At 55.0% G+C, this 14,381-nt stretch carries 10 protein-coding genes; 3 read left to right on the forward strand and 7 right to left on the reverse strand.

Annotation, left to right across the window (positions count from 1 at the left end; genetic code table 11):
• Nucleotides 1-245 precede the first annotated feature (245 nt).
• The 4 genes from FE784_RS08035 to FE784_RS08050 form a co-directional block, all read right to left on the reverse strand.
• On the reverse strand, nt 246-1,628 hold the full coding sequence (locus FE784_RS08035) for a glycine--tRNA ligase (RefSeq protein ID WP_139601622.1): 1,383 nt from the start codon (nt 1,626-1,628) through the stop codon (nt 246-248).
• A 392-nt stretch (nt 1,629-2,020) separates the two neighbouring features.
• Nucleotides 2,021-3,535 (reverse strand): CAP-associated domain-containing protein, encoded by a 1,515-nt coding sequence (locus FE784_RS08040; RefSeq protein ID WP_176706045.1) that lies wholly within the window; start codon nt 3,533-3,535, stop codon nt 2,021-2,023.
• A 787-nt stretch (nt 3,536-4,322) separates the two neighbouring features.
• Entirely contained in the window at nt 4,323-5,618 is a 1,296-nt protein-coding gene (locus tag FE784_RS08045) for an extracellular solute-binding protein (protein ID WP_139601624.1), read from the reverse strand.
• A 406-nt stretch (nt 5,619-6,024) separates the two neighbouring features.
• Complete coding sequence (locus FE784_RS08050; RefSeq protein WP_176706046.1) at nt 6,025-6,840, reverse strand: helix-turn-helix transcriptional regulator; 816 nt, start codon at nt 6,838-6,840, stop codon at nt 6,025-6,027.
• Between the two features lie 242 nt (nt 6,841-7,082).
• Between FE784_RS08050 and FE784_RS08055 the strand changes: the two genes are divergently transcribed.
• Both FE784_RS08055 and FE784_RS08060 read left to right on the forward strand, forming a co-directional pair.
• Nucleotides 7,083-8,633 (forward strand): FAD-dependent oxidoreductase, encoded by a 1,551-nt coding sequence (locus FE784_RS08055; RefSeq protein ID WP_139601626.1) that lies wholly within the window; start codon nt 7,083-7,085, stop codon nt 8,631-8,633.
• Between the two features lie 196 nt (nt 8,634-8,829).
• Nucleotides 8,830-10,104, forward strand: a complete 1,275-nt coding sequence (locus FE784_RS08060) for an ABC transporter substrate-binding protein (RefSeq protein ID WP_176706047.1) — start codon at nt 8,830-8,832, stop codon at nt 10,102-10,104.
• Between the two features lie 119 nt (nt 10,105-10,223).
• On the opposite strand, the gene FE784_RS08065 is transcribed toward FE784_RS08060, so the two are convergent.
• Nucleotides 10,224-12,023, reverse strand: coding sequence for an NHL repeat-containing protein (locus FE784_RS08065; protein WP_139601628.1), 1,800 nt, complete (start codon nt 12,021-12,023; stop codon nt 10,224-10,226).
• Nucleotides 12,024-12,272: 249 nt separating this feature from the next.
• Here FE784_RS08065 and FE784_RS08070 point away from each other — a divergent pair, with 249 nt between their 5' ends.
• Nucleotides 12,273-12,545, forward strand: coding sequence for a transposase (locus FE784_RS08070; protein WP_139601629.1), 273 nt, complete (start codon nt 12,273-12,275; stop codon nt 12,543-12,545).
• 146 nt (nt 12,546-12,691) lie between these two features.
• On the opposite strand, the gene FE784_RS08075 is transcribed toward FE784_RS08070, so the two are convergent.
• Together FE784_RS08075 and FE784_RS08080 are read right to left on the reverse strand one after the other, a co-directional pair.
• Complete coding sequence (locus FE784_RS08075; protein ID WP_246131955.1) at nt 12,692-13,297, reverse strand: HD-GYP domain-containing protein; 606 nt, start codon at nt 13,295-13,297, stop codon at nt 12,692-12,694.
• An 843-nt stretch (nt 13,298-14,140) separates the two neighbouring features.
• Entirely contained in the window at nt 14,141-14,326 is a 186-nt protein-coding gene (locus tag FE784_RS08080; RefSeq protein WP_139601631.1) for a hypothetical protein, read from the reverse strand.
• Nucleotides 14,327-14,381: the final 55 nt, after the last annotated feature.

A 14,381-nucleotide genomic window follows, 5' to 3' on the forward strand; every position in this document is an offset into this window, starting at 1 on the left:
GCATCCCTTGGCTTGCTCGCGAGGAATCCGACCTTGCAGTGGGCATTCCCCCTCCCGTCCGGTTCATAATGCTGAAATCAGCGCTATTCCCTTTCATGGGGGCGGTTTTCGCCAAATAACGCTCGTTCCGGCCTTATTTCTCGTGAGTCGTCCCGATCTTACCGCCTCGCCTCCAACGCAAAACACCCGGATCGCATAAAGCGCAATCCGGGTGTCTTTCTTCATTTTTTCGCCGTATTCGAAGCTTAAAAAACGATCCGTTCTTCCAAAAACGCCTTCAGTTCCGCGATCGGCATGCGCGTCTGTTCCATCGTGTCGCGGTCGCGCACCGTCACCTGGCCGTCCTGCTCCGATTCGAAGTCGTACGTGATGCAGAACGGGGTGCCGATCTCGTCGTGACGGCGGTATCGTTTGCCGATCGAACCTGATTCGTCGTAATCGACCATGAAATGCTTCGCCAGATCGGCGAACACTTTGCCCGCGCCGTCGGACAGCTTCTTCGACAACGGGAATACGGCCGCCTTGAACGGCGCAAGCGCCGGGTGCAGGTGAAGCACCGTGCGGCTGTCGTCTCCCTCGAGCTTCTGCTCCTCGAACGCGTCGATCAGAAACGCAAGCGTCACCCGGTCCGCGCCGAGCGAAGGCTCGATACAGTACGGGACGTAGCGCTCGTTCGTCTCTTGGTCGATATAATGGAAATCTTCGCCGGAATGCTCCATATGCTGCTTCAGGTCATAGTCGGTGCGGTCCGCGATACCCCACAGCTCGCCCCAGCCGAACGGGAACTTGAATTCGATATCCGTCGTAGCGTTGCTGTAGTGGGACAGCTCGTCGTCAGAATGGTCGCGGAGACGGATGTTGTCTTCCTTGAGACCGAGCGCCTTCAGCCACTCGAAGCAGTACGAGCGCCAATATTCGAACCATTTCAAATCCTCGCCCGGCTTGCAGAAAAATTCCAGCTCCATCTGCTCGAATTCGCGTGTCCGGAATGTGAAGTTGCCCGGCGTAATTTCGTTGCGGAAGCTTTTGCCGATTTGGCCGATGCCGAACGGCATTTTTTTGCGCATCGTGCGCTGGACGTTTTTGAAGTTGACGAAGATCCCCTGCGCCGTCTCCGGACGCAAATAAATTTGGTTCGAGCTCGACTCGGTGACGCCTTGGAACGTCTTGAACATCAGATTGAACTGGCGGATGTCGGTAAATTCCCGGCTGCCGCAATCCGGACATGCAATCTGATGCTCTTCGATCAAGGCGCGCATCTGATCGAACGACAAGCCGTCGACGATCATCTCGATGTTTTTCTCGGACAGGGCGCCCTCGATCAGCTTATCGGCGCGATGGCGCGCCTTGCACTGCTTGCAGTCGATCATCGGGTCGTTGAAATTGCCGACGTGGCCGGAAGCGACCCACGCCTGCGGGTTCATCAAAATCGCCGCGTCCAGACCGACGTTGTACGGAGATTCCTGGATGAATTTTCTCCACCATGCGCGCTTCACGTTATTTTTCAGCTCGACGCCGAGAGGACCGTAATCCCACGTGTTCGCCAAGCCGCCATACACCTCCGAGCCCGGAAATACAAAGCCCCTGTGCTTGGCCAGCGCCACCACTTGATCCATGTTCACACTCATTTTCGCTTCTCTCCTTGCGTATTGGAAGTTGCGCCATGAGCAGGTAAAGGCAAAACGAAAAAGCCCTCTCCCATGGCATAAGCTTATGCCTAGGGACGAGAGCTTGAAATAGCGCACCCGCGGTTCCACCCTAGTTGACGCGACGCCCGGCCGTCCGATGGAATCGGTACGCCCGAGACACATTCGAATCGCGAATGCGCGTCCCCTTTGTTCATATGCGGCTCCGGATCGCCTTTTCCCCGCTTCTTCCCCCGGGCTTTCACCGTCCCCGGGTCGCTTGTGCGAAAGTGGCAGCAGGTACTGTTTATCCTTCACGGCCGCGTTTATGCTTTGCACATCATTGTACCCAACTTGCGGATAAAAATCAATGCGGACGTTAACCCGTACGCTTCCTACTTTCCCGGGGTGTAAAAATTTTGCGTATAATACGCCCGCATTTTCCCTCCGAAATAGACGCCGACCCCGAGTCTTGTCGTAGCGCCGAGCAAGCTTTCGCGGTGTCCGGTGCCCGAGTTCAGCCAGCCCGAATGGGCGACGATGGCGTTCGGCTGCCCGGCCGCGATATTTTCGGCGCCGAGCCTGTAATCGATATCGTCGGCATTGAACCGGTCCTTGAGCTTTTGCCCGGTCGGACTCGTATGGTCGAAATATCCGTTCTTCGCCATATCCTCGCTGTGCTTGCGCGCCGTGCCGGCCGCCTTATCGTCCCAGTGGAATGCCGGCAATCCCCGCTTCGCCCTCGCCGCATTGGCCAAGTCGAACACTTCCCTCTCGAATGCGGTGCGGAGCGCGTCGCTCACGGTGCCGTAATAGTCGCTCTTCGCTTCCTCGGAGCTTTTGGCTATGATCTGGATCGCTTCCACGGCGCTCGACTCATGCGTATCGTAGAAAAACGTCACATAGCCTTCGTCGATTTCATACACGCCGTCCTCTTTGCCCGGGTTGTTGAGCAAATATTTCGTAAAGCCCTTCGTGATCGAATCGAGCGGCTTGCCGAGCGCCTTTACTACGTCGGCCGCTTTCGATCCGGCACCGATTCCCGCCTGGCGCGTCGTCCAGTCCGCGGAATTCGTATACAATCCGACCACCTTGCCGTCCTGAATGCCGATTTGCGCATAGCTCGCATATTCCTGATTGTAGATGTGCCATTCGAAGCCGTACTCGCTCGGATCTTTGCGCGCGGGAGCTCCCAGCTTGGCCTGCACCGAAGCTTCCGAATCGCCCAGCGACACGCCGCGCACGGCAAACGTCCGGACCGGGGCCGACAAGCCCGTAACGAATTGCGCCTTTCCTTTCAAATTGCGGATAAACTGCACCGCTTCCGCTCTCGTCAAAGTTTCCCCGGTGCCGAAGCCCGCCGTCGTGCCGCCGGACGTTCTGCCCTGCGCCAATCCGTTGTCCAGCAAATAACGGACCGAAGCGTCCACGTCCAGCTCCTGTCCCTGCGAGGCGGCCAGCAGTCTGGCAACCTGCCCTCGCTTATAGGGAGCGTCGGCCTGGCTCTGATCGACCGGCCAGCGCATTTCCGCGGCAAACGCGTAATATTTGGCATACCAAGGAGCATTCGGCCCTTGCGCCGCGATCGTATCCCCTACGTATGCCCTCAGCAGCATCGTCAAAAATTCGGCTTCGCTCACCCGCTTGTCCGGTTGGAACGTCCCGTCGGCGAAGCCGTCGACGATGTGCTGCGAGACGGCCCATTCGATCGTATCCCTTCCCCAATGTCCGGCAATATCCGATAATGCCTTCACAGGCTCCGCCACGGCGACCGATAGCGGTCCTCCGCTTCGCTCCGCCGCGCCGACGGTCTGCGTACCGACCGCAGCCGGACCGAGCAGCAGCGCGGAAGCGAGCAGTGCGGCGAATGTCCGCTTCCCGACAGCCTTCCATCCATATATGAATCCCACGATTATTCCCCCTTCCGGCGGTAACCAACCGTTTAACGTCTTCGACACGGACGGCTCAAACTCCTTTTTCGCCAGGCGCCGCCTTAGACGGACCATCCCGGATAAGAGCGCCTTTACCCAAGCAACAACAATGGAATTCACAATTTATGTACTTTGGTTCAGTAGTGCGGTATAGCGTGAAAAAAACTATGACCCCATAATCCGCATACAACCTGGGGGGCGTTTTGATGGGCGTGACATGACGTTGTGCGTCAATAGAGGAATTATATTCCGTTATTGTCCCAAACTCTATTACACTCTTGAAGATAACGGCACAGGCTTCCGCTATATCGGTCATTCGGGGTGGAAATGACAGTGAACAGCGGAATAGCGGAACGGTTTTCCTTTATTTTGCAATCGATAGAGGGACTCGAGCCAATAGCGTACTCCAGTTCCGCTATTTCTTGGATTTGCGATCCTGCAAGTCATCGGTAAAGGCCGCCTGCCTTCGCCGATCAGGCGGTACATCCCCCCTCTGCACACGAATGATGCTGTGAAGCAAAAACACCGGCATCGCCCATCAGGGGGCGCCACCGGTGTGGCTCTGCAACTGCTAGTCATCGCAGTTGCTCTTCTTGTCGTTGCTCTCTTGCCGCTACTCTTCTTGACGTTGCTCTCTTGCCGCTGCTCTTCTTGTCGTTGCTCTCTTGCCGTTGCTCTCTTGCCGCTGCTCTTCTTGTCGATACGCCTTGCCGACTCCTTGTTCCGCCAATGAGAGCACTGCCGGGCCGCGTTCCATAGCGACCTGCTATTTGTTTTTGTCCGCCTCGATCGTTTTCTTGACGGCTTCCTCCGCCTCCCGGAGCGCGGTGTTGACATCCTTGCCTCCGAACAGAATGCCCTGCAAGGCGTTGGTGCCGAGCTGCGTCGTTGCCGCAGAGTAGTACTTGCTCTGGGGCGATGGCTTCGCCATGTTTTTCAGCGGAATCGCATTGAGGTTGCGGCCTTTATACAACGGCGCGTCCTGGCCGAATACTTTCGGGATGCTCGTGCTGTTCAAGGCCGGAATGAACGTTGCCGCCCTGGCCTTCTCGGTCAGAAACTCTTCCGTGGACAAATAGTCCATGACCTGATAAGCGTCGTCCTTGTACTTGCTGCCGACGTTCAAATACATGAAGGTAGGATACGGCTGCGGACCGAGGCCGTTCATCGTCGGGAACGTGACGATATCCCAATTGAGCGGCGCCAGATCCTTCTCGACATGCAGTCCCGCGACCGGCGACCACATCGCCGTTACTTGATCCTGGAAAAACATTTTGACCAGACTGCCCATCTTCGTCTTGTCCGGATTAAAGCCCGGAATCTGATAAAATCGGGTGATATTGTCCATCAATTTTTTCACGTTGTCCGTCGTAAGAGACACTTGCTGCGTCTTCGGATCGACGAAGTTGAGCGACATTTGGTTGCGCAGGAAGTAGTGGTTCGGCGAGATGGTGAAGCCGTAGTATTGCGTGCCTCCTTCATTGCGGGTCAGCTTGACCGACAGGTCGTACAATTCGTCCCATGTGATGCCGTCTTTCGGGTAGGCAACGCCGAATTTGTCGAACAGGTTCTTGTTATAGTAAATGACGGCGGCCTGGTTGTCGAAGGGAAGCGCATACAGCTTGCCGTCGCTCATTTGGCGGATCATTTCGAGCGTTTGCGGCTCGAACCGGCTCATGTCGGTCTTAAATTTTTTCGCCAGCGGTTCGATATCGACCTGCATATTGTTCTGGAAGACGCTGGTGTAGGAAAGGCCCACCGATCCGAATATGACGTCGACCTGCTGGTTGGAAGCGATCAATTTATCCAGCGTTCCCGTAGTCGTCGGTATGAGCACAGGCGTAATATGGGGGAACTTTTCCTTGATCTGCTTGCCGAACTTCTCTTCGAAGTAACCCTCTGCGTTGAAGTTGGAGCCGACATTATAGAAATAGAGCGTGACCGGTTCTTTTTTCTGCTGCGGCTGGACGGGCTCCTCGGCTCCTGCTCCCGGTTTCGTTCCGCCGCAAGCGGATAGCAGCAGCATGCCCGTCAGTCCGAGCAAAGCCATTTTTTTCAGCATGAATGATCCCCTCTTCTTCGTTTCGTATTGGGTACGGCGGCTTGTACTAAGTCGAGCAGGCGGATAACGATTGCCGGTTGTTCGTTATCTTCCGCCATTAAGCGGAACCGTTGATACAGAAAGGCAACTCCCAATTATGAGCAGGCTCCCTCCTTTCCCTGCACTCGCTTGATCGGACAAGCAAGCGCCTTCTAATTAAAACGCTTTCAAACGTTTTTTGCATTCGTCGGAAAACTGTCCGACGATACGGGTCAAGCTCGAAAAATACAGGTATGTTATAGGTTTATGTAGTGAAAATTATAAATTTATTTGCCTATAAATTCACGCCAAATAAGAACGTTTTATAAGACAAATTTTGTATATTCGATTAAAATTTCAAAACATCCGTATGGCGCGCAGGGCCGGCTCAAAGCAGCTGCATCGAATGAATTTTGCGGAACTTCGAAGGATTCATCTTGCCGTACTTCGTAAACATGCGGCTGAAATAATAACCGTTGTCATAACCGCATAGCCGGGCAATATGGTCGATCGTATAATCCGTCTGCACGAGCAGCAGCTTGGCCTTTTCCATGCGGACCGAGAACAGGTAACGGGAAGGCAGCAGCCCGAATACGGTCTGGAATCGGCGGGTGAATTGGACGGGATGCATGTTGAATATGTTAGCGATATCCCGCATTTGAATGTTCCCGCATGCATGACGGTCGATCCAATCTTTCGCATCCTTCATCAGCGGGTCGTTTACAAGATCTCCATACCGGGAAAGAGATTCCGCTTCTATATAAAATAACATCCACACGTCATTGACATAATGCGCGATCCCTCTGCTGCCGACTCCTTCGTCGATCATGAAAAAACCGAGCAAATGTCGGTAATTGTTAAACAGCCGGTCCTGCTCGGGAGTCGTAAATTTGTAGCGGAACAAGTTGTGCAGCAGCTTGACGATCCGTTCTTCCTCCGATTGGGTCTGCTCCTGAAAGGTGAATTTGATATAGAAGAAGGACAAGGGAGTAAGCATTTCGCGGTGAAACTCCATCGATGGCGGGCATAGCACTATATCGCCGGAAGAAGCTTCCCCTTGCACGTCTCCGATCCGGTAGCGGAACAGCCCTTCCTCGACAGCCATCATCGTCCACACGGGGGAGCGTTCCATATGCGCAAGGAACTTCGGTTTGTCCTTCCAATAGTACGTACCCTTGAGCGAAATCGGATAAGCAAGGGACATGCTCGAACTCCCTCCCTTTTCAATAAGCCGCATGCCGGCGTCTTCCATTTCAACGGAACGATAACGAGCCTCATTCATCCAAGTATATTCAACTTTCCGATGATTGGAAAGCACCCCGACGACGGTTGTAATAATGTATAAATTTTTATAATTATATGCATTTTTACGTGGATGCGATGCCGATATACTATTTGTGAAAGCGCTTTATCAACAGCATTCAAGGGGAAAAGGGAGTTGATCGAATGGCTGACTTTAGCCGGCTCAAGTACTATATTCCAAGCCCGCCGACAGACAATCCGCTTGTGGTGGAAACCGACATGTGCATTTACGGCGGCACGGCGGCCGGAATCGCGGCAGCCGTTCAAGCGAGCCGGATGGGTCTGCGCGCGGCGATTGCCGAATTCGGCCCGCATATAGGCGGAATCGCCGCCAGCGGGCTGGGCAGCACCGACCACGGGAGAAAAGAGGCGGTCGGGGGTATCGCCAAAGAGTTTTACCGGGACCTGGGCACCTATTATCAAACAACGGAAGAAGACGGCTGCGTCTGGTATTTCGAGCCGAGCGCGGCGCGACACATTTACAAGGAATGGCTGGAAAAGGCGGAGGTTCCCGTATACTACGGACAGCATCTCGCCAAAGTGGAAACCGCATCGGGGAAAATAACTCAAATCACGATGGAGAACGGCAACGTCTTTCGCGCTTCGATGTTTATCGATGCATCTTACGAAGGTGATCTGATGGCCCGCGCAGGCGTATCGTTCCACGTCGGAAGAGAGTCGAATGCCACGTACCGCGAAACTCGCAACGGCATTCAGTTCGGATCGCACCATCATATGTTCAACGCCGCGGTCGATCCTTACGTTGTCGCAGGAAAGCCGGACAGCGGTCTTCTGCCGGGCGTTGCGGATGCGGATCCGGGCACGCAAGGACAAGGGGATCGCTCCATCCAAGCTTACAACTTCCGTATATGCCTGACCAACGTTCCCGAGAATCGGGTACCGATCCCCGAGCCTCCCGGCTACGATCCGAAAGCGTTCGAGCTGCTGGCCCGCTATATCCGGGCCGGCGTCTGGGACTTCCGCCAGAAAAATTCCAGAATCCCGAACGGCAAGACGGATACGAACAATTTCGGCGCATTCAGCACGGACCATATCGGTGCGAACTACGCTTGGCCGGAGGGTGACTATGCGACGCGGGAACGCCTCTTTCAAAGCCATGTCCGTTACAATATGGGTCTGTTTTATTTTCTCGCCAACGATGACAGCATTCCGGGCGAGCTGCGCGAAGAACGCAGGCAGTGGGGCCTTGCCGCCGACGAATTTGCGGGAACCGCCAACTGGCCCCATCAGCTGTACGTGCGGGAAGGCCGACGGATGATTTCCGAAGTGGTCATGAACGAGAAGCATTGCAGACATCTCGTCGCCGCGGAAGACTCGATCGGCATGGCTTCGTATACGATGGATTCCCACAACTGCCGACGTCTTGTTCTCGAGGGCATATGCGTGAACGAGGGAAACGTAGAAATACCCGTCCCGGGGCCTTACCCGATTTCGTACCGTTCCATTGTACCGAAGGGAGAGGAATGTACCAATCTGCTCGTTCCGGTTTGTTTGTCCGCCTCCCATATCGCTTACGGCTCGATTCGCATGGAGCCCGTCTTCATGATTCTCGGCCAGTCCGCGGCTACCGCGGCGGCTATGGCCCTCGAGGCGGGAACCGCGATCCAGGAAGTGCCTTACGGGAAGCTCAAACAAAGATTGCTGCAGGATGGCCAAGTATTGGAAGCCCGGTGATAAAGTAAGGGTAGGGTCTGGAAGGATGTCGCAGAAGCGAACGACGCTCGTATTTGTTGTCGGATTTTCAACCGAATAAGAGCTTATTGAATCCAATAATCTGAGAACAACGGCGATCGGAGGCATCTTCCGGACCCGGAGTAGACTTATTCGCCGGATGTTTTATCGATTCATCAACTTTAGGAAGGGGCTGCCTATGAAAAAAAGAAACATGCTCGCGGCCGTTTGCATCCTCTTGATCGTCTCTGCCTGCAGCAATGGCGGCGGACAGTCGGAATCTCCGGTAAAATCGGCGGAGCCGAAAAACGAACCGCCCAAGCCGTTCACCTTAAACTACTATACCAATTTAAAACCGGCGGTCATGGAGCTGGAAACCTCGATCATCCAGAAGAAGTTCCCCCATATTACGGTCAATCCCGTCTATTACAGCGCCACCTTGAAGCCCGAGCATCTGGCGCCCGCAGGCAGCGTGCCCGATCTGATTTCGTTTACGATCGGCTCGCTGTGGGATTTCCGGGATGTGGACCTGTTGTCCGACCTGACGCCTTTTATCAAAAAGCAAAATTTCGATATGAACCGGTTTCTTCCGAATGTATTGGAGTCGGTTCAGGCGTATTCCGACAAAGCCGAGATTTTGTTCATGCCGTACACGTTAAGCAGCAACGTTTTGTACTACAACAAAAACATTTTCAACAAATTCGGCGTTCCGTACCCGAAAGACGGCATGACTTGGGAGGAAACGTACGAGCTGGCCAAAAAATTGACTCGCCAGGACGGTACCGTGAAATATAAAGGGTTTCAATTCCAGCTGCAAAATTTGACATGGAAAAACCAGCTGATGCAGCCGCTCGTCGATCCCGCGACGTTCAAAACGGTCGTCAACGGTCCCGGCTGGAAACGGTGGCTGGAAACGATGGGAGGCTTCTTCTTCATACCCGGCAACGAGGTCGGGGGCTCCTTCGAGAAAAATCAGGATGTCGCGATGTATTCCGGTCCCAACATACTGAGCGCTTTGCCGGAGGCGGCGAAAAACGGCCTCGACTGGGATGTCGTGTCCCTTCCCTCCTTCAGCGGCAATTCAAGCGAAGGCACGCAGATGATTTCGCCGTTTTACGCGATGCCGCCCAAAGGCAAAAATATGGAGGAAACGTTCCAGGTCATCGCCTACATGATGTCCGAAGAGGTGCAGACGATCAAATCGAGGCAGGGGCAGGTGCCGATCATCAACAGCGATTCCGCCGCCAAGCAATACGGCAAAGATCTGGAGGGCGTCGAAGGCAAAAATCTGAATGCCTTTTTCAAGGATAAGGTCGGAAAGCCCTTCAAAACGACGAAATATGACGACATCGCCAAAACGGTCATATACACGGAGCTGCTCCCCAACTACTACAAGGGGACGAAAGACGCGAATACGGCACTACGCGAAGCGGAAGAAAGCGCCAATAAAAAGATCGAGGAAAAGCGGAAGTAGCCGGACAGTCCGCCCCCTGGCAACTCCGCGAAAAGTTCGAGGACCGCCCTTGACGGGCAGTCCTCGATGTTTTATTGGGGATTGCATTGCAGAAGACGGCAGGCTGGCGGCCCTGTCTCTTAACGACCGCTACTCGCGGCGCTCCATTTATACAGCTTCGTACCGTAGCAATTGAAATATAACGTTCCGTCCGGCGTTCTCGCCGCAGTGGAGACGTTCCCCGGAAGCGCCCCCAGAGGCTCGGCCGTCATCCGTTTCGCGTCTATCGAGAAAAGCGTCTTCTGACCGAACGCGGCGATCCGGTCCGGGCCGTCGGCAATGATGCAGCCGCAGCCTTCGCCGAGAGGAATCCTTTGAACGAATGCAAGCGTTCGCGGATCGAACACCGCAATCTCGCTTCCTACCCGTATCCATACGTAGGATGCGGCCGCCAGAAGGACTCCCCCTCTCTCCCCGGAATCGAACCGATGCAGAAACGATATCCGGCCTTCCGGCTCCCATACGGCAAAATGACCGGGCTCGTCCCGCGCCTTCAACCCGTTGCCGCCGGTGCCTGTCGTGAAATACAGCCGTTCGGCATCAGCCGTCAGTCCGCCGATTTCTTGCCCGGGGACCGGATCGTACCAAGAAGTTACTTCTTTCGTGATCGCGTCGATGCGGGACAATCCGCCCCCGTACACGCCGTACTTGGCCATCCAGCCGGTCCATATGCCGCCGTCCGGGCCGACGACCGTCTTCCCGTGCGGCCGGATCAATTCGGGTCCGACCGGACGAAGCGTCCTCGGATTGACGTTGCCGTATTGGTCCCACGGGTCGGAAGGCCGGTACACGATATGATCGCCGCCGGCGTAAGCGGCCATGAACAGCTCCTCGCCGACGTACGCCATCCCGTATACTTCGCCGCCGGCATTGCACACCGCCCCGGAGTTCCAATAAGAACCGTCACGGGGATCGTAGCGGAATATCGTCTGCCCGAAGCCGCTCGAGCCCCACAGTACGCCTTCCCCGTCCGAAATGACCGTGTGGATGCGCGTGGCCGGCGCAAGCACGGGAATCGGCCGGAATTCGGGCCGTCCGTTGTCGCCGGGCCGCTGAATGAAGTAGTCCTGCCCTTTCACGCCGGCCCTGGAGCCGTCTGCCAATGATATGTACCCTACCCGCAAGCGGTCGTTCACCGCGATTTCCTTGTTCTCGAGCATAGCCGACCATGTCTCGGCCAATCCGCCCTCGACCGGCTCGAGCGTCGCAGTATCGTAGAAACGGAGACGATCTCCTTGAACGGTGCAAATAAACGTTTCGGTTATTTGTTTGACCGTTTCCCCTGCCGATCCGAATTCGCCGAATGTCTCCGACCCGATATCCCATACCCGCAGAAAAGGCGTATCCATTCCTCCGCCGACGATAATCCGTCCGGGCGACTCGCCGTATACGCGACGGCTGTACATGTTCTTCGCATGCTCCGACACGCGGCCGACATTCGCGAGCGCGTGCTTGTCGGGATCGTAACGCAGCAGGACGCAGCCGGGATAAGTGCCTCCATACACCATTCCATCGGAACCGAGAGCGAAATTCCAGATGTATTTCTCCGATTCGATCCGCAGCGGCCTCGCCCATACGCGCTTGCGCAAATCGAGACAGTGCAAATAACCGTAGTCGGGGCAAGTCCCGACTAGCAGCTTGTCGCCGAGCGGCAAAATGGCCCAAGCTCCGGAATCGCCGGGCAGCGGAATCGTTTCTCCTTCATGCGTCTTCGTATCGATAAAGATCAGATTGCCGACGGATCCCGCGGCAAAATTCGATAGGACCAGCTTCTCGCGCCCGTCCTTCGGATCGATGAGCGAGACTACGCCCAAAATGTTGAAATTGCGGCAAGGCTCCGCCGCCTCCGAATACATCGCTTGCTCGGCTCGAATATCCATTCTGCATCCTCCCACAGTAAATACGGTATATGCGCCAGCGTCTTCTTCCGTATTTTACGGAATATGGAAACGATTTCGCAAGACAATCGATACCGTTTCTCCGGCCATTTTTTGCACCCGCCGTGACTTTATATGGTCTAAATGTACTGGCAATCGAACATAATTTGACCATAACTGGACATAGTAAACTTTGCGAACGGATTGCGTGTCCTTCGCGCAAAACACGCACTCCCAAGGAGGATACTTCCGATGAGCGAACATGATCGTATGGAGCCGCTGTCCGGTGAGCCCGTCGAGGTCGAAGGCGTCTACTCGAACGAATGGGGCCGCGAGGAATTTATGAGCAAGGGCGACGTATTCCCCGCCGATCCCCAGCTCGGCACGACCGCCTGGAAGCTGGTCCGCTACAACGTGGACGGCACAACCGGCGAAACGGAGCACGACCATCTGAATTTGGCCGACAAAAACGAGCAAAGCGGCCAAAACTCCCCGCGCAAGCATGTGGACCGCGGGGACAAATAGAAGAAGGGGCTGTCCCGGTCAAAATCGACCTTAGGGATAGTCCCTTTTTTGCCTTGAGCCGAACGTGTCGCTTCAACCGGTCCATTTCCGAATAGACGCCGCCACGAAAAGATACGCATACTCCGAGATCCATTCCGCACACCCGCTCAGCAGCATTCCGACATGACGCGGTAAAAGGTGTCCACGACATTCCGATCGTAACACCGCCCGCTGCACCGGTACAACTCGTCGAGCGCCTCCTCGTGCGTTCTCGCGCGATTGTAGCTCCGGTTGACCGTCATCGCATCGTAACTGTCGACGACCCGCAGCAGCTTGACCGACTTCGACAGCTTCGACTCCCTCACTCCCCCGTAGCCGCTGCCGTCCACGTTCTCATGGTGATACAAAACCATATCGCAGTCCACCAGCCCGGCCATTCCCCATGCACGCAGCAAAGTATCTCCGTTTCGGCAATGGTCCTTTATGATGTCCCACTCCGTCTGCGATAAAGCTTCGGACTTGTCCAGCAGTCCGATAGGCACCGACAGCTTGCCGATATCGTGAAGCAAGGAGGACCGCAGTACAACATCCCGTTCGGCCGCGGCATAATCCATCGCCTCGCACAGCTTGAGGGCCAGTCCCGCTACCCTGAGCGAATGCTCGTAAGTATGTCTGTGATGCCTCATCATTCGCCTCAGAAGCGGGAAACAGCAGTCATTGCCCGCAAAATCTTGGACCCGTTCATTCAAAGCGCTCCGCTTTTTCCCGATCATGGAACTCAAGAACGTTCACTCCCGCTGAACTTTTTCCGGGTTCCCCTCTTGTTGAGCTTCCTTCATTATGCGCGGTTTTATCCGAAATACATATCACCGGATTCTCTCATTTCCGCTTTGCCCGCATTAGGAAGCTGCTCCTATGCCGGAGCGCGGTATCGTATAGGATATAGGAGTATCCGTTTCGTTTGCATCGCACGGACAGAAAAAAACGGAGCCGGCATAATCCGCATACAACCACAGCAAGGGCTTTTGATTTTGCGTGTGCAGGATGGTGCCGCAGTAGAGGAGCGCATTTCCGTTATTGTCCCGAATTTCGCTGCACTCCTGCATTTAACGGAAGAGATTTCCGTTACTTCGATCTTTAGGGGGCAAATGGGCAATGAACAGCGGAATAGGGGAGCGGATTTCCGTTATTTTGCTATCGGCAGCGGTAATTGGGGCAATAACATACGCCAGTTCCGCTATTGATAGACTCGCGGTCCCGCGAGCGCCGCCAAAGGCGACAAGCTTTCACCGGTCATACGATAGATGGACTTCTGCACGCGAAAATATGCCGTCATTAAAAAAACGTCAATCGACGAATTTCAAAAATGAGCGACCGCGATTTAGAGGAGTTTTTCTTGGTCCAGAAACTCGCACTCCGCTTAACGCTTTAACGAGGTTAAGCCTTTTCTTCTTTCGCACCGCGCGCAGCTCCCAGCGCGCGGTGTTTCGCTGCATGACGGCGGTCGGTCGACCACATGCGAATCGATAAAAAAACCGCCGGCAGCCATGACGCTGCACAAGCGGTCTCGGTTGTTGCGGCGTCTGAGACGACGGCCGCCTCTTATGCCCGGATCTTCAGTCGGCGTCCCGGCTGTCCATCACGTCGGTCAAATACTCGTTCTCGGGCCCTTCTTTGTCGGGATTGCTGTTCTTGATCATGCTGAGACGGCCGCTGCGCAATTCGCCGTGCGAGCTCGTGTCCGGCGTCTGATTGTCTTCCGGCGCCGCATCGTGCTTGTTGTTGTTATATTTGTTCGACATGGGCTGGTTTAACCTCCTAAAGTGTGCATAGACTGCGAAATCCCACCATAGGATG

It is taken from the genome of Paenibacillus hemerocallicola (genome assembly GCF_006265175.1).
In the GTDB taxonomy this organism is placed as follows: domain Bacteria; phylum Bacillota; class Bacilli; order Paenibacillales; family NBRC-103111; genus Paenibacillus_AB; species Paenibacillus_AB hemerocallicola.

Excerpts from the sequence above, each read along its gene's own strand:
- FE784_RS08060 (WP_176706047.1), top strand. The coding sequence starts at position 8,830 with ATGAAAAAAAGAAACATGCTCGCGGCCGTTTGCATCCTCTTGATCGTC.
- FE784_RS08065 (WP_139601628.1), bottom strand. The coding sequence starts at position 12,023 with ATGGATATTCGAGCCGAGCAAGCGATGTATTCGGAGGCGGCGGAGCCT.
- FE784_RS08070 (WP_139601629.1), top strand. The coding sequence starts at position 12,273 with ATGAGCGAACATGATCGTATGGAGCCGCTGTCCGGTGAGCCCGTCGAG.
- FE784_RS08080 (WP_139601631.1), bottom strand. The coding sequence starts at position 14,326 with ATGTCGAACAAATATAACAACAACAAGCACGATGCGGCGCCGGAAGAC.
- FE784_RS08075 (WP_246131955.1), bottom strand. The coding sequence starts at position 13,297 with ATGATCGGGAAAAAGCGGAGCGCTTTGAATGAACGGGTCCAAGATTTT.
- FE784_RS08045 (WP_139601624.1), bottom strand. The coding sequence starts at position 5,618 with ATGCTGAAAAAAATGGCTTTGCTCGGACTGACGGGCATGCTGCTGCTA.
- FE784_RS08050 (WP_176706046.1), bottom strand. The coding sequence starts at position 6,840 with ATGTCCCTTGCTTATCCGATTTCGCTCAAGGGTACGTACTATTGGAAG.
- FE784_RS08055 (WP_139601626.1), top strand. The coding sequence starts at position 7,083 with ATGGCTGACTTTAGCCGGCTCAAGTACTATATTCCAAGCCCGCCGACA.
- FE784_RS08035 (WP_139601622.1), bottom strand. The coding sequence starts at position 1,628 with ATGAGTGTGAACATGGATCAAGTGGTGGCGCTGGCCAAGCACAGGGGC.